At 62.6% G+C, this 20,866-nt stretch carries 18 protein-coding genes, 1 tRNA gene and 1 pseudogene; 7 read left to right on the forward strand and 13 right to left on the reverse strand.

Annotated features, from left to right (window positions below):
• Window positions 1-47 precede the first annotated feature (47 nt).
• From FHS54_RS16590 to FHS54_RS08645, 4 genes and pseudogenes are all read right to left on the reverse strand, one after another.
• Window positions 48-626 (reverse strand): annotated as a pseudogene (locus FHS54_RS16590) (phosphatase PAP2 family protein); the annotation flags it as partial.
• Complete coding sequence (lpdA, locus tag FHS54_RS08635; RefSeq protein ID WP_167303371.1) at window positions 583-1,980, reverse strand: dihydrolipoyl dehydrogenase; 1,398 nt, start codon at window positions 1,978-1,980, stop codon at window positions 583-585. The gene lpdA and the pseudogene FHS54_RS16590, both read right to left, overlap by 44 nt.
• A 27-nt stretch (window positions 1,981-2,007) precedes the next feature.
• Window positions 2,008-2,418 (reverse strand): acyl-CoA thioesterase, encoded by a 411-nt coding sequence (locus FHS54_RS08640; RefSeq protein WP_167303372.1) that lies wholly within the window; start codon window positions 2,416-2,418, stop codon window positions 2,008-2,010.
• Window positions 2,418-3,701, reverse strand: a complete 1,284-nt coding sequence (locus FHS54_RS08645; RefSeq protein ID WP_167303373.1) for a pyruvate dehydrogenase complex dihydrolipoamide acetyltransferase — start codon at window positions 3,699-3,701, stop codon at window positions 2,418-2,420. Before FHS54_RS08645 ends, FHS54_RS08640 begins: the two co-directional genes overlap by 1 nt.
• 201 nt (window positions 3,702-3,902) lie before the next feature.
• Here FHS54_RS08645 and FHS54_RS08650 point away from each other — a divergent pair, with 201 nt between their 5' ends.
• On the forward strand, window positions 3,903-4,358 hold the full coding sequence (locus FHS54_RS08650) for a universal stress protein (protein ID WP_167303374.1): 456 nt from the start codon (window positions 3,903-3,905) through the stop codon (window positions 4,356-4,358).
• Between the two features lie 18 nt (window positions 4,359-4,376).
• Here FHS54_RS08650 and rnr read toward each other — a convergent pair whose 3' ends face one another.
• From rnr to FHS54_RS08665, 3 genes are all read right to left on the reverse strand, one after another.
• Entirely contained in the window at window positions 4,377-6,671 is a 2,295-nt protein-coding gene (gene rnr / locus FHS54_RS08655; protein ID WP_167303621.1) for a ribonuclease R, read from the reverse strand.
• 85 nt (window positions 6,672-6,756) lie between these two features.
• Window positions 6,757-7,401, reverse strand: a complete 645-nt coding sequence (locus tag FHS54_RS08660) for an MOSC domain-containing protein (RefSeq protein WP_167303375.1) — start codon at window positions 7,399-7,401, stop codon at window positions 6,757-6,759.
• 45 nt (window positions 7,402-7,446) lie between these two features.
• On the reverse strand, window positions 7,447-7,665 hold the full coding sequence (locus FHS54_RS08665) for a hypervirulence associated TUDOR domain-containing protein (protein WP_167303376.1): 219 nt from the start codon (window positions 7,663-7,665) through the stop codon (window positions 7,447-7,449).
• Window positions 7,666-7,781: 116 nt separating this feature from the next.
• Between FHS54_RS08665 and FHS54_RS08670 the strand changes: the two genes are divergently transcribed.
• Complete coding sequence (locus FHS54_RS08670; protein WP_167303377.1) at window positions 7,782-8,960, forward strand: glycosyltransferase family 4 protein; 1,179 nt, start codon at window positions 7,782-7,784, stop codon at window positions 8,958-8,960.
• Window positions 8,957-10,258, forward strand: coding sequence for a replication-associated recombination protein A (locus FHS54_RS08675; RefSeq protein WP_167303378.1), 1,302 nt, complete (start codon window positions 8,957-8,959; stop codon window positions 10,256-10,258). The genes FHS54_RS08670 and FHS54_RS08675 overlap by 4 nt, the downstream gene beginning before the upstream one ends.
• A 21-nt stretch (window positions 10,259-10,279) precedes the next feature.
• Here the strand turns inward: FHS54_RS08675 and FHS54_RS08680 are convergent, their stop codons facing one another.
• From FHS54_RS08680 to FHS54_RS08705, 6 genes are read right to left on the reverse strand one after another with little or no spacing between them, the layout of a single operon-like run.
• Window positions 10,280-11,044 carry an SDR family NAD(P)-dependent oxidoreductase gene (locus FHS54_RS08680; protein WP_167303379.1) on the reverse strand — a complete coding sequence of 255 codons (765 nt, stop codon included), beginning with the start codon at window positions 11,042-11,044 and terminating at the stop codon, window positions 10,280-10,282.
• Window positions 11,041-11,877: an aldolase/citrate lyase family protein gene (locus FHS54_RS08685; RefSeq protein ID WP_167303380.1), complete on the reverse strand. Its 837-nt coding sequence runs from the start codon at window positions 11,875-11,877 to the stop codon at window positions 11,041-11,043. Before FHS54_RS08685 ends, FHS54_RS08680 begins: the two co-directional genes overlap by 4 nt.
• Entirely contained in the window at window positions 11,874-12,326 is a 453-nt protein-coding gene (locus tag FHS54_RS08690; protein ID WP_167303381.1) for a MaoC family dehydratase, read from the reverse strand. Before FHS54_RS08690 ends, FHS54_RS08685 begins: the two co-directional genes overlap by 4 nt.
• Window positions 12,326-14,167: an acetyl/propionyl/methylcrotonyl-CoA carboxylase subunit alpha gene (locus FHS54_RS08695; protein ID WP_167303382.1), complete on the reverse strand. Its 1,842-nt coding sequence runs from the start codon at window positions 14,165-14,167 to the stop codon at window positions 12,326-12,328. The genes FHS54_RS08690 and FHS54_RS08695 overlap by 1 nt, the downstream gene beginning before the upstream one ends.
• Window positions 14,168-14,169: 2 nt before the next feature.
• A complete protein-coding gene (locus tag FHS54_RS08700) occupies window positions 14,170-15,771 on the reverse strand; it encodes a carboxyl transferase domain-containing protein (RefSeq protein ID WP_167303383.1) in 1,602 nt (533 codons plus the stop codon).
• Window positions 15,768-16,919 (reverse strand): acyl-CoA dehydrogenase family protein, encoded by a 1,152-nt coding sequence (locus tag FHS54_RS08705; protein ID WP_167303384.1) that lies wholly within the window; start codon window positions 16,917-16,919, stop codon window positions 15,768-15,770. The genes FHS54_RS08700 and FHS54_RS08705 overlap by 4 nt, the downstream gene beginning before the upstream one ends.
• Window positions 16,920-17,009: 90 nt before the next feature.
• On the opposite strand from FHS54_RS08705, the gene FHS54_RS08710 reads away from it, so the two are divergent.
• From FHS54_RS08710 to FHS54_RS08725, 4 genes are all read left to right on the forward strand, one after another.
• Window positions 17,010-17,882 carry a LysR family transcriptional regulator gene (locus tag FHS54_RS08710; RefSeq protein WP_167303385.1) on the forward strand — a complete coding sequence of 291 codons (873 nt, stop codon included), beginning with the start codon at window positions 17,010-17,012 and terminating at the stop codon, window positions 17,880-17,882.
• Between the two features lie 19 nt (window positions 17,883-17,901).
• Window positions 17,902-18,762, forward strand: coding sequence for a hypothetical protein (locus FHS54_RS08715; RefSeq protein ID WP_167303386.1), 861 nt, complete (start codon window positions 17,902-17,904; stop codon window positions 18,760-18,762).
• Between the two features lie 30 nt (window positions 18,763-18,792).
• Window positions 18,793-18,867, forward strand: a tRNA-Thr gene (locus FHS54_RS08720).
• Between the two features lie 106 nt (window positions 18,868-18,973).
• A complete protein-coding gene (locus FHS54_RS08725) occupies window positions 18,974-20,689 on the forward strand; it encodes a hypothetical protein (protein ID WP_167303387.1) in 1,716 nt (571 codons plus the stop codon).
• Window positions 20,690-20,866: the final 177 nt, after the last annotated feature.

Genomic DNA, 20,866 nt, shown 5'->3' on the forward strand with positions numbered 1-20,866 from the left:
CGGCAGAAAGCAAGCCAGCCCAGCCCGACGATCCATCCTGCCAGAACGTCAGTCGGCCAATGCACGCCCAGCCAGGTCCGGCTGACCCCGATCAGCAGGATGATGACGCCGCACACCATATAGGCAGCGCGTCGGGTGATGAGCATCGCAATCGCGCCGAACAGGATCATGTTGCCCGCCGCATGTCCGCTGGGAAAGCTGTAGCTGTTAACGATGTCCAGATGCGGCAGCAGATCCGGGCGCGGCGCGGCGAAAAGCTGCTTGAGGCCCAGGTTGAGCAAAGTGCCACCCGCCATGGTGAAGGTCAGCCACAGAGCCGCAAACCGCTGCCTTTGCCACAGCAACCCGACAAGGGCGATGTTGAACAACAACAAACGACCGACGCTTCCCCCCGCCATCGACACGGCCTGCATCACTGCTGTCGTGACGCCACCGCCTTGCATCTCCCGCGCCGCGCCAGCTACGCGCATCCCCGCAAGGTTGAACGCATCAGCCGCGCCCGATTGTTGAAGCAGCGCGATCAGGAAAACGAAAAGGAGCGAAACGGCCAAAGCCATCCCGCCCCTTCGCCATGCGCGACGATCAGATATGGAGAGCTCTGCCATAAGCGGCGAGCACGCTTTCATGCATCGATTCCGAAATGGTGGGGTGCGGGAATACGGTGTGCATCAGGTCCGCCTCCGTCGTTTCCAATGTCTTGCCGACGGTGAATCCCTGGATCATTTCCGTCACTTCCGCGCCGACCATATGCGCGCCCAGCAACTCGCCGGTCTTGGCGTCGAATACCGTCTTCGTAAATCCTTCCGCCTCGCCCAGCGCAATCGCCTTGCCGTTGCCGATGAAGGGGAACATGCCAACCTTCACCTCATAGCCCGCTTCCTTCGCCTTGGCTTCGGTCAGGCCGACGCTGGCGATCTGCGGATGGCAGTAGGTGCAGCCCGGAATGTTGAGCGGGTCCATCGCATGGGGATGTTTGCCAGCAATGGCTTCGGCGGCGATCACGCCTTCATGGCTCGCCTTGTGCGCCAACCATGGCGGCGCGGTGATGTCGCCAATCGCCCACAACCCCTCGACATTGGTCCGGCACATCTCGTCGGTTTTCAGGAATCCACGATCGTCCACCGCGACGCCCAGTTCCTTCAGGCCGATGTCGGCAGTGTTCGGCACGATCCCGATCGCGACGATCATGTGGCTGAACTCGGCGGCGCTTTCCTTGCCGGCCTTGTCCTTCAGCTTCGCCTTGATGCCATTTGCACCCACCTGAATGTCGCTGACGCCAGCGCCGGTCAAGATGGTCATGCCCTGTTTCTTGAGCGCCTTTTCAAGGAAGGCGGACACGTCCGCATCCTCCACCGGCACGACACGGTCCATCATCTCGACCACCGTCACGTCCGCGCCCATGTCATTGTAGAAGCTGGCAAATTCAATACCGATCGCGCCAGACCCGATCACCAGCAGCTTGGTCGGCATTTCCGGCGGGGTCATGGCATGGCGATAGGTCCACACCCGCTTGCCATCGGCAGGGGTGCCGGGCAGGTCGCGCGCCCGCGCGCCTGTGGCGAGGATGATGTTCTTCGCCGTCAGTTCCTGCGTCTTTCCGTCCTTGGTCACGGACAGCTTACCCTTCCCGGTCAGCTTGCCATCACCCATGTGAACGGTGATCTTGTTCTTCTTCATCAGGTGCGTAACACCCTGATTAAGCTGTTTGGCGACACCACGCGACCGCTTCACCACGGCTTCGATGTCCGCACTGATCTTTTCCGCGGCCAGGCCATAATCCCCGGCATGCTGCATATAATGGTAGATTTCAGCCGACCGCAGCAGCGCCTTGGTAGGAATGCAGCCCCAGTTGAGGCAGATGCCCCCCAGATTTTCACGCTCCACGATGGCGGTCTTCAACCCCAGTTGGGCAGCGCGGATCGCGGCGACATAGCCGCCAGGGCCGGAGCCCAGAACGATGAGATCGTAATTCTCAGCCATGGTAAACTTTCCTTTTGCGCAGGAACATCAAGCGGCCGCCGGTGGCGTCAAGGGCGGCACGGAACGGGGTTGGCGATCCTCACCGATCGCCACGAAGGTAAAGGTCGCCTGAGTGACCCTGTAGGATCGGTCGTCATGACGCGTCCGGCGCCACGCTTCGACGTCGATCTTCATCGACGTGCGCCCCACCGACTTGAGCGTGGCGAATACCGAAACCTCGTCGCCAACCACCACCGGACGCAGGAAGGTCATGCCTTCCACCGCGATGGTGACGGCGCGCCCATGACTGTGCCGGGCCGCCACCGATCCAGCGGCGGAGTCCATCAAGCTCATCAGCCAGCCGCCGAAAATATCCCCATAAGGATTGGTGTCGGCGGGCATGGCGATGACCCGCACCGCCGGACTTAGGTCAGGCGGCGTCTCGTCGGGCCGGGCCATCAGGCCAGCATGCCAAGCGGATTTTCAACCAGTTCCCGGAATATCTGCATCAGCCGCGCGCCGTCCGCCCCATCGATGGCGCGATGGTCGAAACTGCCGGTGGCCGACATGACAGTCGCAATCTGAAGCGCGTCGTCCACGACGAACGGTCGCTTCTCACCCGCGCCGATGGCCATGATCATGCCCTGCGGCGGATTGATGACGGCTTCGAACTGCTTGATGCCGAACATGCCCATATTGGACAGCGACGCCGTGCCGCCCTGATATTCCTGCGGTGCCAGCTTGCCGTCCTTGGCCCGGCTGGCCAGGTCCTTCATCGCGGTCGAGATAGCCGAAACGCTCTTGCTGTCCGCCTCCGTAATGATCGGGGTGATCAGGCCGCCGGGAATGGACACGGCGACGGAAACATCCGCGCGCTTGAACTGTAGCATCTGGTCGCCTGCAAACTGCACATTGCATTCCGGCACCTGCACCAGCGCGACGCCCAGCGCCTTGATCAGCAGATCGTTGACCGACAGCTTGACGCCACGGCTCGCCAGTCCGGCATTAAGCTCCGACCGGAGCTTCAACAACCTATCGAGTTGAACATCCACCGTCAGGTAGATGTGCGGCACCTGCTGCTTCGATTCCGTCAGGCGGCGCGCAATCGTTTTGCGCATGCCGCTCAACTTGACGACCTCATGCGGGATGCCAAAGTCCTGGGCCGCTGCCGGAGCGACCGGCGTTGGCGCAGCGGCGGCAGGCGCAGCGGCCTGAGCGGTCGCGGGCGCGCTCTTTCCAGCGCCTTCCAGATCGGCCTTCACCACGCGCCCATTGGGGCCGCTGCCTTTAAGGCTGGCCAGGTCGATGCCGGACTGCTCCGCCATCCGACGCGCCAGCGGGCTTGCCTTTACACGCGCGCCATCCTGCTTGGCAGGCACGGCATCCGCCTTGGGAGCCGGAGCAGCGGCGGGGGCAGACGAGGCCGCTTCAGCCTTCTTGGGCGTGGCGCCGGCCTTGGGCGCGGCTGCGTCATTCTGCGCGGCTTCGGCCAAATCTTCGCCTTCCTCGGCGATGATCGCGATGACGGTTCCCACCTTCACGCCCTCAGAACCTTCGCTGACCAGGATCTTGGCGATCTTGCCCTCATCCACCGCTTCGAACTCCATCGTCGCCTTGTCGGTCTCGATCTCCGCCAGCAGGTCACCCGACGAAACGGTATCGCCCTCCTTCACCAGCCACTTCGCCAACGTTCCTTCTTCCATCGTGGGCGACAGTGCGGGCATCTGGATTTTCTTGCTCATGAGCGAAGGCCTCTCTTCTTTCCGATCCGTGGGGCGGCGTTGTCAGCCGTTTTCCCTCTTTGGACGGAACGGTCAAGGCCACGCCTTGCATCGCTGGCGATAATGAGCCACATCTCACCAGACCGGTTCAAGATTTTCCAAATCGGTTCAAGAAACAAGAGCGGCGCTGGTCGGCCTGCTCCCGATCCGGGGTTTCATTGCATGCGGACATATCTGGTCGTCGTAGACGAATCACCCGAAGCGGAGACCGCATTGCGCTTCGCCGCCCGTCGCGCTGCCAAGACTGCGGGTGCCATTCGCATCCTCGCGCTCATTCCGCCTGCCGAGTTCGTCCAATGGGGCGGCGTGCAGGCAACGATGGAAGACGAAGCGGTGCAGCGTGCCGAAGCGCTGGTCACCAGCGCAGCGGGCACGCTGACGGAGGAATCCGGCATCCGGCCCAGCATTACCGTGCGACAGGGTGATCCGGTCGCCATCGTGCGCGAGACGCTGAAAGAAATGACCGACGTCGCCGCGCTCGTCCTTGGCGCAGCGGCCAGCGGCCCGCCCGGCGCGCTGGTCTCCCACTTCGCGGGCGCGGACGCAGGCAAGCTGCCCTGCCCGATCATGATCATCCCCGGTGGCCTGGACGCCGAAACCATCGACAGCCTGAGCTGACGCCCATCAGGGCAAAAATTACCGCCGGTGCTTGCCCCGCTTTGCCCCGACATGACGGATGTTCATCGGACGGCCCCGCTTGATCCCCGGGCGCATCCTGTCCTTCTTGAAACTTGGCCGCTGCGGCGGGGCATCGGGCAATTCAAAGCGCAACACCGCGTTGATCGGATCCGCCTCCACCAGCCGCAGCGATAGGCGTTGCCCCGAAGAGTAACGATCCCCACTCTCGACCCCCTCCAGCGCGCGAGCGGCCTCATCATAAAAGAAGCGCTCGTCCCCCAGCGTAGACACCGGCACCAAGCCATCACCGCCCAGCCCCTCGACCGAGGCGAAAAAGCCGAAGCTTTGAACGCCGGTGATGCGCGTTTCCACCAACTCGCCCACATGCGCGGCCAGGAATGCCGCGACATAGCGGTCGATGGTCTCTCGCTCCGCCTCCATCGCGCGGCGCTCATATTGGCTGATCATCTCGCCAATGCGGCCCATATTCTCGAAATCTTCGCCGCTCAGCGCCGTCTTCTCTGGGATGACGCCGCCCTTGGGTGCGGGAAGCTCCATTCCATAGGCACCAACAAGTGCGCGATGGACCAGCAGGTCCGCATAACGCCTGATCGGTGACGTGAAATGCCCATATGATCCAAGCGACAGGCCAAAATGCCCCATATTCTGCGGGCTGTAATAGGCCTGCGTTTGGCTGCGCAGTATCTGCTCCATGATCTGCGGTTTTTCTTCCAGGTCCCTCACCCGGTCGATCAACCGATTGAAGGTGGCAGGCTTGATGACCTGACCCAGTGCAAATTCCATGTCGAAGGTCGCGAGAAAGTCCTTGAGCGCGACCAGTTTTTCGCGGCTCGGCGGTTCATGCACCCGATACATGATCGGGGCCTTCTTCGCCTCCAATGCCTTTGCCGCGGCAACATTGGCGGCAATCATATAGTCCTCGATCAACATGTGCGCGTCGAGCCGCTCGCGCACCGCGACGCTGACGATCTTGCCATGCTCGTCCAGCACCACGCGTCTTTCGGGCAGGTCCAGCGCCAGCGGCTCGCGCTTCTCCCGCGCCTTGCGCAGCAATTTCCAGCATTCCCACAAAGGCTTCAACGCGGGTTCGAGCAGAATATTCTCCTGCTCGCCATCGATTGCCGCCTGTGCATCCTCATAGGCCATCACCGCTGCGACACGGATGACGGCGCGGGAAAAGCGCCAGCTCGTGACATTGCCCGAAGCATTGACCACCAGGTGGCACGCCATGGCGGCCCGGTCCTTTTCGGCCCGAAGCGAACACATGTCCGACGACAGCTGATGCGGCAGCATCGGGACCACGAGGTCGGGAAAATAGACGCTGTTCCCCCGCTTGCGCGCTTCCTTGTCGAGTGCGCTGCCCGGTCGGACATAATAGCTGACGTCGGCGATGGCGACGATTGCGCGATAGCCGCCTGGATTGGACGGATCGTCATCCGGCGCGGCCCAGACCGCGTCGTCATGATCGCGCGCGTCCGCCGGATCAATCGCCACGATGGGCAGATGGCGCAGATCCTCCCGCTTGTCCTCATGCAGCGGCAACTCGGAGGCGGTGACCGCTTCTTCCTCCGCACGTTCGGGGAAAACATGGGGAATGCCATGCTTGTGGATCGCGATCAGGCTGAAACTGCGCGGAGCAAAAGGATCGCCCAATATGTCGGTGACGCGGGCGCTGATTCGCGGCGGCCTGCCGACCGGCTCGGCCAGCACAAGGTCGCCGGGTTTCGCACTGCCGACGTCACTGATGGGCGTGTCCTTGCGGATGCGCTTGTCCACGGGGCGCAGCCAGAGCTTGCCGCCATCGCCTTCTTCCACCACGCCCAGAAGTTCCTCGCTGGCCTTGGCCAGCTTCTTCATCGGGTGAGCGACGAAACCGCGTCCAGCCTCTTCCGTCCGGGCCAAGATACGATCACCAATGGTCAGCGCCCCCCGCTTGCCGCGTTCCACCACGCGCAGCCGTGGCGCAGGCTGGCCTTCGGCTTCCCACCGTTCCGGCGTACCGATCAGCGTCGAGCCATCGACATCGACGATGCGAAGCACCGTCACCTTCGGCACTCCGCCCATTTTATGAAAGGCACGCGCAGGGCCGACGTCGATCAGCCCCTCGTCCGCCATATCCTTGAGCAGCGCCTTGAGCGCGATCTTGTCCTGCGCGTGAAGGCCGAAAGCCTTTGCAATTTCCCGCTTGCCTGCGGGCTGGTCGGACGAAGCAATGAACTCCATCACCTGATCGCGGGTCGGCAGGCCTGCGCGCCGGACCTTGAATGATTTCTTCTTTTCGGTTGATGCCATGATCCAGCTATAGGGGGCTGCTCCGTCCCTTACCAGATGCCAGTATGTCAGGACGCGAGCGGGCATCGGCTGTGGCCCCATGCCCTTATAGCTTGCGGGCGCGCTCCCGCCACGCTTCGGCAAGGACAGAAATTTCCGCCAACGCGCGCACAGCCTCAGGCTCCACCTTATGCCCGCCACCGATCAGCAAGCGAAAGACACGAGCGACGGGCCATTCCGGCAGCACGCGCTCCAAAAGCTGCATCTGGGTTCCCGCCTCGGCCTCCCCTTCGCGCAGCACCCGAAAATACAGGCCGCAACGCCCCGTTTTCACCATCGCGGCCATCACCCCCCGTTCGCCGAAGCGATGATCCAGCTTCCAACATGGCTGCCGCCCGTGGCTCACTTCAACGACGGCGCTGCCCAGCGAAAACCGATCGCCCAGGCATATCTCGTCCTCCGTCATGCCGCGCGATGCGATATTCTCGCCAAAGGCACCGGGGGCGTTCAGCAGCGGATGGCCAGGCTTGCGGTCTTGCCACCAGTCATAATGATCCTGCGGATAAAGATGGATGGCCTTGTCCCAGCCGCCATGGTGGACCGGATCAGCAACCTTGTCCCCCTCCAGCCCCAGCCAGCCGACGCGCACCGCACCAGTCACCGGCTGCTTCGCAATCGCGCTATAGTCGCCATCACGAAATGGAACCGGCGCGCCGGTCAACAGCGCCTCGATAGTAAGGTGATCCGCCATAGCGTTCCTATGGCATGACCCTGATCGCTTGGCGATGGCGGACGATCAGGCGCGGCTCAGTTCAGACCCCAGCTTCAGGACTTCGCCTTCATTATCGGTACTGACCAGATAGGCAGGGTTCCTGCTGGACCCGTTACGCCGGATCAGCGCCCCTTCGATAGTGCGTTCAACCGGCCGATCAAACCGCTCGGCAACACGCCCCCGACCGACGCCCTGTCCCCAGTTCCACTTGACCCTCATTCCTCTTCGAAATCCTTCGGTCATCCGCCTGCTCTCCTGCGCGGCACAAACGACATCAGTCGTCACTGGCAATTGCAAAAATCCCAGCGGCGGGCGGGGTTCCCTTGGGTTTTGCGTTTGGCTGGGTTAAGGGGCGACAGATGAATATATCCGGCCTTCGCGTCGCGCTGTTCAGCGGCAACTACAATTATGTGCGGGACGGCGCGAACCAGGCGCTCAATCGCTTCGTCGACTATCTGCTGCGCCAGGGAGCGGCGGTCCGCGTCTACTCGCCCACGACCGACACCCCCGCCTTTGAACCGGCTGGCGAACTGGTCAGCGCGCCGTCCTTCCCCGTGCCGGGCCGCCGGGAATATCGCGTATCCTACCGCATGTCCCGCCAGGTCCGCCGGGACTTGCAGTCATTCCGCCCCAACCTTGTTCACGTTTCCAGTCCCGACCCGCTGGGTCATCGCGCTGTCAGCTGGGCGCGAAAGTCAGGCCTGCCCGCAGTCGCGTCGGTCCATACCCGCTTTGAAACCTACCCGCGCTATTATGGCCTCGCCTTCCTGGAATCGACGATCGAATCCATGCTGCGCCGCTTCTACAGGCGCTGCGACGCGATTGTCGCGCCATCGGAATCCATGGCGCAACTGCTGCGCGAACAGCGGATGAGCTATGATGTCGGCATCTGGACGCGCGGCATAGACCGGGACATTTTCCATCCCGCCCGCCGCGATCCCGCCTGGCGACGCTCATTGGGCATCGCCGATGATGAACCCGCCATCGGCTTTATTGGCAGGCTCGTCATGGAAAAGGGACTGGACGTCTTTTCCGATACCATCGACCAGCTCGCCCAGCGTCAGGTCCGGCACAAGGTGCTGGTCGTTGGCGACGGACCCGCGCGCGAATGGTTTCAAAACCGGCTTCCCAATGCGGTCTTTACAGGGTTTCAGCAGGGCGCGGACCTTGGTCGGGCCGTGGCCAGCATGGACATGCTGTTCAACCCGTCGATAACCGAAACCTTCGGCAATGTGACGTTGGAAGCGATGGCCTGCGGCTTACCCACCGTCGCCGCCCGCGCGACCGGCAGCGAAAGCCTGGTCAGCGAAGGCAAGACAGGCCGACTGATCCGACCAGGTGCCATCGGTGCCTTTGCAGACGCGCTCACAACCTATTGCAACGACGCCGATAGCCGCGAAAAGGCAGGAGCCGCCGCCATTGCCCAGACGGAACGCTATGGCTGGGACCAGGTAAATCACGCGCTGGTGGACACCTATCTCCGCGTCATCCGCCAACGCAGCCAGGGCGCGACGCCACGGTCCAGCCCGGTTCCATGACCGGCAGCTTGTTCAGCCATGGCGCGTCGAAGCCGCTCGCTGAAACCCTGCGGCCATCATCCATCGCTGACGTCATCGGGCAGGAACATCTTCTATCTCCCGACGGCCCCTTAGGCCGAATGCTGAGAAACCGGCGGCTGTCATCCTTCGTCCTGTGGGGGCCACCCGGCGTAGGCAAGACCACCATTGCGCGGCTGATCGCGGCGGAGTCAGGATATGAATTCATCCAGCTCTCAGCCGTCTCGACAGGCATCGCCGATCTGCGCAAGGCGATAGCCGCCGCATCGGCGCTGCGTGACAGCGGAGGCCGTCCCACCGCCGTCTTCATCGACGAACTTCACCGCTTTTCCCGCCCCGTGCAGGATGCGATGCTCCCGGCGATAGAGGACGGCACGTTCGTGCTGATCGGCGCGACCACCGAAAATCCCAGCTTCAGCCTCGTGTCCGCCCTTCTGTCTCGGGCGAAAGTCTTCACCCTCAATCGCCTGGGCACCGAAGACCTGGCTAGCGTCATCGCTCGCGCAGAACAGCATTACGCCAAGCCCCTGCCCCTCGTCCCCAATGCGCGCGACGCGCTCGTCGCCATGGCGGATGGCGACGCCCGCTATCTCCTCGGCCTGTGCGAAGAACTTATGAGCCTGACGCCTGACGCGCCGCTCGACACTGATCAGCTCGCGTCGATCATCCAATCGCGCGCGCCGCTCTATGACAAGGGGAAGGAAGAGCATTTCAATCTGCTCAGCTGCTTCCACAAAAGCCTGCGCGGCAGCGACGTGGACGCGGCGCTTTACTGGGCGGCCCGCATGCTGGTGGGCGGGGAAGATCCAGCGGTAATCTTCAGAAGGCTGTCCTGCGCCGCGTCTGAAGATGTGGGCATGGCCGACCCGCAGGCAATGGTTCAGGTGATCACGGCCTGGCAGGCGTTCGAGCGGGTCGGCCTCCCCGAAGGCAGGCTGTTTCTGGCACAGGCCATCACCTATGTCGCGACCGCTCCCAAATCCAATGCCTCCTATCTGGCGCTGGACCGCGCGATGGAACTGGCCCGCCGGACAGGGTCTTTGCCGCCGCCCAAGCATATACTGAATGCCCCGACCGCCTTGATGAAGGAACTGGGCTATCATGTCGGCTATCAATATGATCATGATCATCCCGACGCCTTTTCAGGGCAGGAATTTTATCCTGAACAGATCGCCGACACTCATCCCGACCCGCTCTACACACCCAATGAGCGCGGCTTTGAACGCGATATCAAAAAACGCCTGACCTATTGGTCGGGCAAACGGAAATCGGGCCGCTAAACTTATAGCCAGACAGGCCGATCAGCGCGGTGCCATGCGGATCGCGCCGTCAAGCCGGATCACCTCGCCGTTCAGCATCGGATTGCGTATGATCGCTTCGACAAGCTGTGCATATTCGGCGGGCTTCCCCAACCGGGCCGGGTGCGGCACCATTGCCCCCAGGGCGTCCTGCACGGACTGCGGAAAAGCTTCGAGCATCGGCGTAAGGAAAATGCCCGGCGCGATGGTCATCACGCGGATCTTGTGCTGGGCCAGATCGCGCGCAATCGGCAACGTCATGCCCACGACGCCCCCTTTTGATGCGCTGTAGGCCGCCTGACCTATCTGTCCGTCATAGGCTGCGACCGACGCCGTGTTGACGATGACCCCGCGCTCGCCGTCGATCTCGTCAGCGGCGGCCAGACGAGCGGCGAATTTCGATATCATGTTGAACGTGCCGACCAGATTGACCGATATCGTCCGGGCAAAAACATCGAGCGCGTGCGGCACATTGTCCTTGCCCACCGTCTTCACGGCTGGCGCGACGCCCGCGCAGTTGACCAGGATGCGGGCCACCCCATGCCGTTCCTGAGCGGCGGCCAATCCGGCATCCACGCTGGCGTCGTCCGCCACATTGACGCTCACGAAAATGCCGCCAATCTCTTCAGCCGCCCGTCGCCCAGCTTCCTCATTCATGTCGAAAATCGCGACCTTCGCGCCTTCCGCGGCCAGCTTGCGCGCCGTTGCCAGCCCCAGGCCCGATGCGCCGCCCGTCACGATCGCCGCGACAACATTATCAATGTTCAACACTCATTCTCCCGTGCACGCATCAATATCTTCCGCGCCTGGGCAAGGTGCGGGGCATCGACCATTTTGCCGTCGATCCTCAGAACACCGGCCTCCGGCGCAGCTGCAAAGGCATCCACGATGCGGCGCGCGGCATCGACTTCCGCTTGGCTAGGCGTGAAGGCGGCGTTGATCACCGGCACCTGAGCGGGATGCAGGGCCAGCATACCGGTAAAGCCATCATAGGCCCCTCGCGTCGCGTAGCGTTTCAACCCTGCAAGGTCATCTATCGCCGGATAGACAGTCTCAATCGCCGCAACGCCCGCCGCATGAGCGCCGAACAGGGTGAGCGAACGCACCATCTCATAGGGCGCGGTGAAGGACCCGTCCGGGTTGCGGCTGGACACAGCACCGACCGCCGCTGGCAAATCTTCCGCCCCCCAGCTCAGGCCACAGAGCCGATCCGCGACCCTGCCATAGCTTCCCAGTTCAAAGATCGCCTGCGGCGTTTCGGTCGCAATCGGCAAAATGCGCAGATGCGGAGCCATATACGCCGCCAGCATTTCCACCGTGGCCGCGCCCTGCGCCTTTGGCAGAACAATAGCGTCGGCATGAACCGCGCAGGCCAGATCGTCCTGCCAACAGGCGCTATCGACCGGATTGATCCTCACCAGCCTGCGAACAGGGGCGTCCTTCGCCAGATAGGCCGCGACAGCCTCTCTGGCGCGCGCCTTCGCCTGCGCAGAAACCGAATCCTCAAGGTCCAGGATGATCGCATCCGCGCCGCTCGCTTCCGCCTTGGCAAAACGGTCCTGGCGGTCGCCCGGCACGAACAGTAAAGACCGCAACCTCACGCGCCGCTCCCCTTGATCAAAGCCATGCGCAGGCATTGGCACACAATCTCATCGCGTTGGTTCAGCATGCGATGCGAAAAGGTGACGACACCCGCGCCGGGCCGGGACTTGCTGGCGCGCAATTCCACCACTTCGGTCTCGGCACGCAACGTGTCGCCAAGGAAAACCGGCTTGGGCATGACCAGCTTGTCATAGCCCAGATTGGCGACCAACGTCCCCAATGTCGTATCGCCGACGGACAACCCGATCATCAACGCAAAGGTGAAGGTGCCGTTGACCAGTATCTGGCCAAACTCACTCGCCTTCGCGGCCTCCGCATCAATGTGCAACGGCTGGGGATTATGCGTCATCGTGGAAAAGAGGAGGTTGTCCGTCTCTGTCACGGTGCGCCGGATTTCATGGGCGATGGTCTGACCGACCGTCCACTGATCGAAAAACCTGCCCGCCATTAGTTTTCCACCGCCTTCTCTATCCTGACCAGCAGCGCGCCCTCGCTGACCTGCCCGCCTTCCGCGCCGTTCAGTTCAGCGACCGTCCCGTCAAATGGCGCGACGAGGCTATGCTCCATCTTCATGGCCTCCAGCGTCAGCAACTTCTGCCCCTTCGTCACCTTATCCCCCGCCGTCACGGCCACAGATATGATCCGCCCCGGCATCGGCGACAGGATCGCGCCATCGGACGCCTCGCCGCCCCCCTGCCCTCCAGCGCGCCATGGCGTCAGCAGCCAGCTCTGCCCATTTTCCGCGACGATCACGCTGCGCCCAGCTTTACACTCGCCCGAAGCCGACAAAGCAACCTTCACCGGCGCTCCATCCAGCAGGAACCAGCCGTCCTGCCGCGGCTCCGCATTCAGGCGAAAGCCCGCCATCGGCCCCGGCGCGGCAAGCCTGGCCGCTGCCGCCTCCAAAGCCGCTGCCGATGGCAAGGCGGCTGGCAACAGCGCATCACCCTCACGCCCGATCAATCCCGTATCCAGCCGCGCCTGCGCAAAGTCAGAGTGATGCAACGCCTTCACCAGAAAACCGGCATTGGTTTTGAGCGGCCATATCACGGTTCGCTCCAACGTCGCGGCCAGGCTCAACCGCGCTGCGTCGCGATCCGGCCCCCAGACGATCAGCTTCGCAATCATCGGATCGTAGAATGACGATATCTCCGACCCCTGCTCCACCCCCGTATCGACACGATAGGCTGGCCCGATGTCGAACCGCTCAAGCCTGCCTATGGATGGCAGGAATCCCTTGGCCGGATCTTCTGCATAAAGCCGCGCTTCCATTGCCCAGCCGTTGATCGACAATTCATGTTGCGCCTTGGGCAACGGCTCGCCCGACGCCACGCGCAACTGCCATTCGACCAGATCCTGCCCGGTAATCTCCTCGGTCACCGGATGTTCGACCTGAAGCCGCGTGTTCATTTCCATGAACCAGATACGATCCGCCCGCAGCCCTTCGGAGCCATCGGCGATGAACTCAATCGTCCCCGCGCCGACATAATCGACCGCCTTGGCCGCGCGCACTGCCGCCTGGCAGATCGCCTCCCGCGTATCTGCATCCATCCCCGGCGCAGGTGCTTCCTCGATGACCTTCTGGTGCCGTCGCTGGAGCGAACAGTCGCGCTCGAACAGGTGGACGACGTTGCCGTGCCGGTCGCCAAATACCTGCACCTCGATATGGCGCGGGTTCGTCACCCATTTTTCCAGCAATACCTGATCGTTGCCAAAGGAAGACGCCGCCTCCCGCTGACAGGACAACAGCGCATCGGCAAAATCCGACGCGTTATCAACCTTCCGCATCCCCTTGCCGCCGCCGCCTGCCACCGCTTTGATCAGCACCGGATAGCCAATCGCGTCCGCCTCCGCCCGCAGCCGTTCGGGACTTTGATCCTCTCCCAGATAGCCGGGCGTCGTAGGCACCCCGGCATCCTGCATCAGCTTTTTGGCCGCGTCCTTCAGGCCCATCGCGGTGATGCTGCCGGGATTGGGGCCAACCCAGACCAGCCCGGCGTCGATCACAGCCTGCGCGAAAGCCGCATTTTCCGACAGGAAACCATAGCCCGGATGGATCGCCTCAGCCCCCGTCTGCCGTGCCGCTTCGATGATGCGGTCGCCCAGCAGATAGCTTTTCCGCACTGGCGATGGCCCAATATGCACCGCTTCGTCGGCGGATCGGACATGCAACGCATGGGCATCCGCGTCCGAATAAACGGCAATAGTGCGGATACCCAAGCGCCGCGCAGTGCTGATGATACGGCACGCGATCTCGCCACGATTGGCGATGAGGAGGGACTGGATCATGGTCACATCCGAAACAGGCCGAACGACGGGCGTTCGGAAACAGGAGCATTCAACGTCGCAGCAAAGGCCAGACCCAGTACATCGCGCGTCTGGGCAGGATCGATGACGCCGTCATCCCATAGCCGCGCCGTGGCGTAATAGGGGTTGCCTTCATCCTCATATTTCCGGCGGATGGGTGCCTTGAAGGCTTCCGCTTCCTCCGCCGACCATTTTTCGGCATCGCGATGCACCGTCGCCAACACGCTCGCCGCCTGTTCGCCCCCCATCACCGATATGCGGCTGTTGGGCCATGTGAACAGGAAACGCGGGCTATAGGCCCTCCCACACATGCCATAATTGCCCGCGCCAAAACTGCCGCCGATCAGCACCGTAATCTTGGGAACGCTCGCCGTCGCCACCGCCGTCACGAGCTTGGCCCCGTGTTTCGCAATGCCTTCCGCCTCATATTTGCCCCCAACCATGAAGCCGGAGATGTTCTGGAGGAACAGCAGCGGTATGCGCCGCTGGCAGGCCAATTCGATGAAATGCGCGCCCTTGACCGCACTTTCGCTGAACAACACGCCATTGTTCGCCAGGATCGCGACCGGCATGCCCCAGATATGCGCGAACCCGCACACCAGCGTGGTCCCATACAGCGCCTTGAACTCATGAAATTCGCTGCCATCCACGATCCGGGCGATAACTTCGCGAACATCATAAGGCGCGCGCACATCCTGCGGAACGACGCCATATAGGTCGTGCGGATCAAATCTTGGCGGCACCGGGTCGCGAAGATTAAGGTCGATAGTCGGCGCAGGCTGAAGCGTCGATACAATGTCCCGCACGATGCTCAGTGCATGTTCGTCATTCTCGGCGACATGGTCCACCACGCCGGACTTGCGCCCATGCAGGTCGCCACCGCCCAGATCCTCGGCGCTGATAACCTCCCCGGTTGCCGCCTGGACCAGTGGCGGCCCCGCCAGAAAGATCGTCCCCTGATTGCGCACGATCACCGTCTCGTCCGACATGGCGGGCATATAGGCCCCGCCTGCCGTGCAGCTACCCATGACGCAGGCAATCTGCGGGATGCCTAACGCGGACATTTGCGCCTGATTATAGAAAATGCGCCCGAAATGCTCCCGGTCGGGAAATACGTCCGCCTGATTGGGCAGGTTCGCGCCCCCGCTATCGACCAGATAGACGCAGGGCAGCCGGTTCTCCAAAGCAATCTCCTGCGCGCGAAGATGCTTCTTGACCGTCAGCGGATAATAGGTGCCGCCCTTCACCGTGGCATCGTTGCAGACGATCATCACCTGCCGCCCTTCGACGCGACCGATACCCGTTATGATGCCGGCGCCCGGCACCTCGCCATGATGCATGCCGTTGGCGGTCAGCTGGCCAATTTCCAGAAAGGGACTGCCCGCATCCAGCAACCGCTCGACCCGCTCGCGGGGCAGCAGCTTGCCGCGCGCCACATGCTTGTCTCGCGCCTTGGCCGCCCCCCCCATGGCCGCTGTGGCCACCTTCTCCCGCAACTCCTCCACCAGCGCGCGATTATGCGCGGCATTGGCGCGGACATCTTCCGCCCCCGTCGACAATTTCGTGTCGAGGACCGGCCCGCTCATGCGCCGATCAGCTCCCGACCGATCAGCATGCGGCGGACTTCATTGGTGCCAGCGCCGATGTCCAGCAGCTTGGCGTCGCGCATATATCGCTCCACTGGCCAGTCCTTGGTATAGCCCGCCCCGCCCAGCGCCTGCACCGCCTCCAACGACACCCGCACCGCATTCTCGCTCGCCAGCAATATCGCGCCCGCCGCATCAAAACGCGTCGTCCTGCCCGCGTCACAGGCGCGCGCCACTGCGTACACATAAGCCCGCGCCGAATTGAGCGCGACATACATGTCCGCCACCTTCGCCTGCATCAACTGGAACGCACCGATCGGCTTGCCGAACTGGCGGCGCTCGCGGACATAGGGCAGCACCGTGTCGAGGCATGCCTGCATGATGCCCAGTTGGATACCGGCAAGCACGGTCCGCTCATAATCCAGGCCCGACATCAACACGCCTGCGCCGCCGTTCAGCGGACCCATGACATTCTCTTCAGGCACCTCGCAATCGTCGAACACCAACTCGGCGGTCGGCGATCCCCGCATGCCGACCTTGTCGATCTTTTGCCCGATGGAAAAGCCCTTGAACCCCTTTTCGATAAGGAAAGTCGTGATCCCCTTCGATCCTTCGCCGGTCCTGGCATAGACGACCAGCGTATCGGCATAGGGCGCATTGGTGATCCAATATTTGGTGCCGTTCAGGATATAGCGGTCGCCCCTCTTCTCCGCCTTCAGCTTCATGGAAATGACATCGGACCCCGCCCCCGCTTCGGACATGGCAAGGCTGCCGACATGCTCGCCGGAAATCAGCTTGGGCAGATAGCGCGCCCTCTGCTCCGCATTGCCCCAGCGCCGGATCTGGTTGACGCACAGGTTCGAATGCGCGCCATAGCTAAGACCGATGGATGCCGACGCCCGCGCCACTTCCTCCTGCGCGACCACATGCTCCAGATAGCCCAGTCCCAGGCCGCCATCCTCTTCCGCAACGGTGATGCCGTGCAGCCCAAGCGCGCCCATCGCAGGCCAAAGCTCGTCGCGCGGAAACCAGTCCTCCGCATCGATACGGGTCGCAAGCGGCGCAATCCGATCCGTCGCAAAGCGGCGGGTCGTCTCCGCGATCATCCCGGCATTGTCGCCCAAGGCGAAATCGAAATCCGGCGTCATGGCCTCTCCTGAAATAATTTCCCTATTTCTACCACGGCTCTGGATCGCCGGAAAATTGACCAGCCCCTAAACATATCATAGATGCTATCTATGATTGAACGCTATCTGATCCACTATTTCCTGGCAGTGGTCGATCATGGCAATTTCTCTCGCGCCGCACAGCAATGCGGCGTGTCCCAGCCCACTTTGTCGGTCGGCATCGCCAAGCTAGAGGCGCAGATCGGCCACATATTGTTCCACCGCACCAACCGCCGGGTGGAACTGACGACGGCGGGCTCCCGCTTCGCCACCCATGCCCGCCGCATAGAGGCGGAATTCGCCCGCGCTCAACAAGCCATGGCCGAAAGCGACAGCAGCAAGCTGATCCGCCTCGGCGTCGTTTCGACATTGCCATCAAGCTGGATCGAGCACGCCACGCGGCAGGCTTGTGGGGCGCAAGGTGAAAAGCTGGAAATCGTCGAAGGACGCATGCGCGAATTGCTGCCCCGCCTGGAACGGGGCCGGATCGACGTGGTTATCGGCGTGATCGACAATGAGGCACACGGGCGCGAAGCCTTGTTTGAGGAAGGCTACGCCCTGGCCATGTCCGACACCCATCCACTGGCCCATCGCGCGCAACTGGAAGCGGAGGAGGTCGCCGGGATGGACATGATCGTCCGCCGGAACTGCGAAGCGCTGCCCGCAGTGAGCCGTTTTTTCACCCAACGCGGCGTCCGGCCCTTCTTCGCGGCCCGGACCGTCAATGACGATCGCGCCATTGCCTTCATCCGCGCCGGGCTGGGTATCACCGTCATGCCGCGCTGCTTCGCACAGGCCGGGGTCGCCATGCCCGCGCTCGCAGGGTTCGAACAGCGCCGGACAATCGGCACATTGGTCCACCCCGCAACGGCCACGCGGGTAGAAGGTAGCCCCTCCCTCGTCCGCTTTTGCGCCGCCCTTCGCGCGAAGGCGACAGGATCATGACCGGCGAATCCGACCGTCCATGACGCCCCCTTTCACCCGATATGCCGCGATCGACTGGTCAGGTGCCAAAGGGTCGCGACATAAAGGGATAGCAGTCGCCCTTTGCGAAAAGGGCAATGCCGTGCCGCAACTCATCCACCCTCCCGGCGAAGGCGTCTGGTCACGCTCCGGGGTCGCCCGATGGCTGCTCAAGGCCGCTGCCGAAGCGCCTACGCTCTTCGGCTTCGATTTCAGCTTCGCGCCCCCCTTCCTGGCGCGCGGATCTTACATGCCCGGCGACGATGTCCCTGTGAAGGCTCCCTTATTCTGGGCCTATGTGGACGGCATTTGCGACGATGCAGACCTTGGCGCGGCCAGCCTGCTGGAACAGACCCACAGGCGTCATTTCTATTTCGGCAAGGCGGACGGCATAAAGGCCGACTTCATGCATAATCGCGCCTGTGAAGCGCATTATAACGCGGACGGCGGCGGAAAGCCTTCCACGGTCTATGATGCTATCGGCGCGGCTCAGGTTGCCAAGGCGAGCTTTGCAGGCATGCGACTTCTTCACCATGTCCGGCCCCATGTCCCCGTCTGGCCCTTCGATCCTCCGCCCATGTCCGGGTCGCTGATCGTCGAAATCTACACCAGCATCGCGGCCAGGGCGGCGGGGAGGCCAAAGGGGCGAACGAAGATGCGCGACCTTGCTGCACTCAACGACGCCCTCCTGGCCCTGGGTTCAGCTCCGCATGAAGAATCGCCCCCGGATGACCATGGAGCGGACGCGCTGGTCACCGCCGCCTGGCTGCGCAACGCTGCTCCCCGCCCCAGCCTGTGGACCCCCCCTGCCCTCACACGGCAAATTGCTGAAACGGAGGGCTGGACGTTCGGCGTCATCTGATAGTAAGGCGCTCCCGTCCGCGATGGACATGCCGGCTTAGCACAGTGGTAGTGCAGCGGTTTTGTAAACCGAAGGTCGGGGGTTCAAATCCCTCAGCCGGCACCATTTTCAGACACTATTCTCCGCAACGTTGGTTTTGCCGCCAAACAATGACAGACATGTCGATCAGCAATGACGAAAACATCATTCGTCGGCCGGGGAAAGGCGTTTTTTGACCGACGAATGTTTCGAGCGGACGGCTCCTCCCTACCTTATCCCAACGTCGGCCAACCAACGGTGGCTCACTTCGCCAGTTGCTCTGTTCTGCGCCCTCAACGCCCTTGCCATGTTCTTCTACTGGCGCGCGGCCTTCGGCGTCGGCTCGCAATGGGCCATACCCAATGATGCCCGGCAATTTTTAAGCTGGACCGCGCGCATCGCTGACCCGACCGCGATGCAGGGCAATGTCCTGGCCGACTATTGGCAACAGACCGCACCCTTATTCTACCGCGCCTTGCTCTACGCGTCCCACGGGGCCGGGGTCGATCCGGTCACCATGATGAAATCGCTCGGCCTGATCGTCCTGCCCGCCAGCGCCTATTTCGCATGGCGGCTGGCCAGTTCGTTCACCGCCGACCCCTATGGCCGGTTTCTGGGCGCAGCATCCATCATTGCGGCGGCGTTACATATAGACGCGATCTTTTCTGGAACACCGCGAGCGATCGCGGTGCCGCTGATCCTGATGACATTGACCGGCATAGCGTCCGAACGGCGCAGCATGGCGGTATCGGGATTGCTGCTTCAGGCTATGATCTATCCTGCCCCGGCCATTACCTGCCTTGGCATCTACACGCTCGACAGGTTGCGATGGAAACCGCCTTTCACCCTTGAATGGGATTTGCGGCGACTGACCGAAGTGATGTTGGTGGCCCTGGCCGTCGTCGCGGCTGGGCTGATGTTCAAGGAAGGGCTGGCCGACTGGGGGCCGACCCTGCGCCTGAAAGACGCGCTACACATATACAGCATGACCGATTTTGATGGCCGCAGCACAATCGTCGGTGCCGATGGCAGCGTGGCCTGGCTCTGCTCCCGCCGCATCGGTTTCCTGCCCGCTATCGTAAACTGCAGGGGGAATGACGATCCCAGATTGCTGCTGAACTTCGCCCTGACCATCGCCCCCATGTTGGCTCTCGCCTTCCTTCATTGGCGGCGCGTGCGGCGGGGGCAGCCCATGGCTGACAAAGGCGCGGGGCGTCTTTTCCTCTACGCACTGACGGCGGCCGCGATCTGTTACCTTCTGGCGGCATCCATTGCCTTCACGGTTCACCTGCCGTCCCGCTACAGCCAGCCCGTCCTGGCGATCATGGGCATCCTGGCCCTCGCCCTGTGCCTGGCAAAATCATTCCGATGGGCGCTCGCAAGATCGTTTCGACTGCCTGCCGCCATTCTTGGCATCGGCCTGGTCGCTGGCCTTACAGCCGCCTTCGCCACTCCCAAGACCACGATGGTCTCACCCCAGCATGATGATCTGATCGCGCTGGTGTCCGCAACGCCGCGCAGCACGCATGTCGCGGGTGTGGAAGAGGATCTGGACTTCGTGCCCGCGCTGGCTGGCCGCGCTTTGCTGGCAAGCCCGGAACACGACATTCCCTATCATCGCCGCTATCATCGACTGAACCAGACCGGTCTGCGCGCGTCCCTGCAGATGGCCACGCTGGATCGCAGCCCGGCCTTCTTGCGGGAGCTTTATCGTCACCGCATCGACCTGCTGGTGTTTGACCGGACCTTCCTCGCCACGGGCATCTTGCCGAAAAAATATCGGCACAGCATGCCGCCCCCGCACAGGATCAACCCGTCCATTGCCAGGATTGCGGCGATTCGCGCAAAGGGCTGCCGGGTGGTGGAAACCAGCCACTGGGTCGCGATTTTCACTGGCTGCTTGCGATAGGGCGGCAGTGCGACAGCCCACCCGCTGACGAGCCAGACTAACGGCGAATCCGCACCTCCGAAACGCAAAATGGGGGCCGACATCTCTGTCGGTCCCCACTTCCGTCGTGTCTATCGATCCGCTTCCCTTTCAGGATGCGATCATCTGACTCGGCGTGCGATGCTTCCACCTTATCGG

It is taken from the genome of Sphingobium vermicomposti (genome assembly GCF_011762025.1).
Taxonomy (GTDB): Bacteria; Pseudomonadota; Alphaproteobacteria; order Sphingomonadales; family Sphingomonadaceae; genus Sphingobium; species Sphingobium vermicomposti.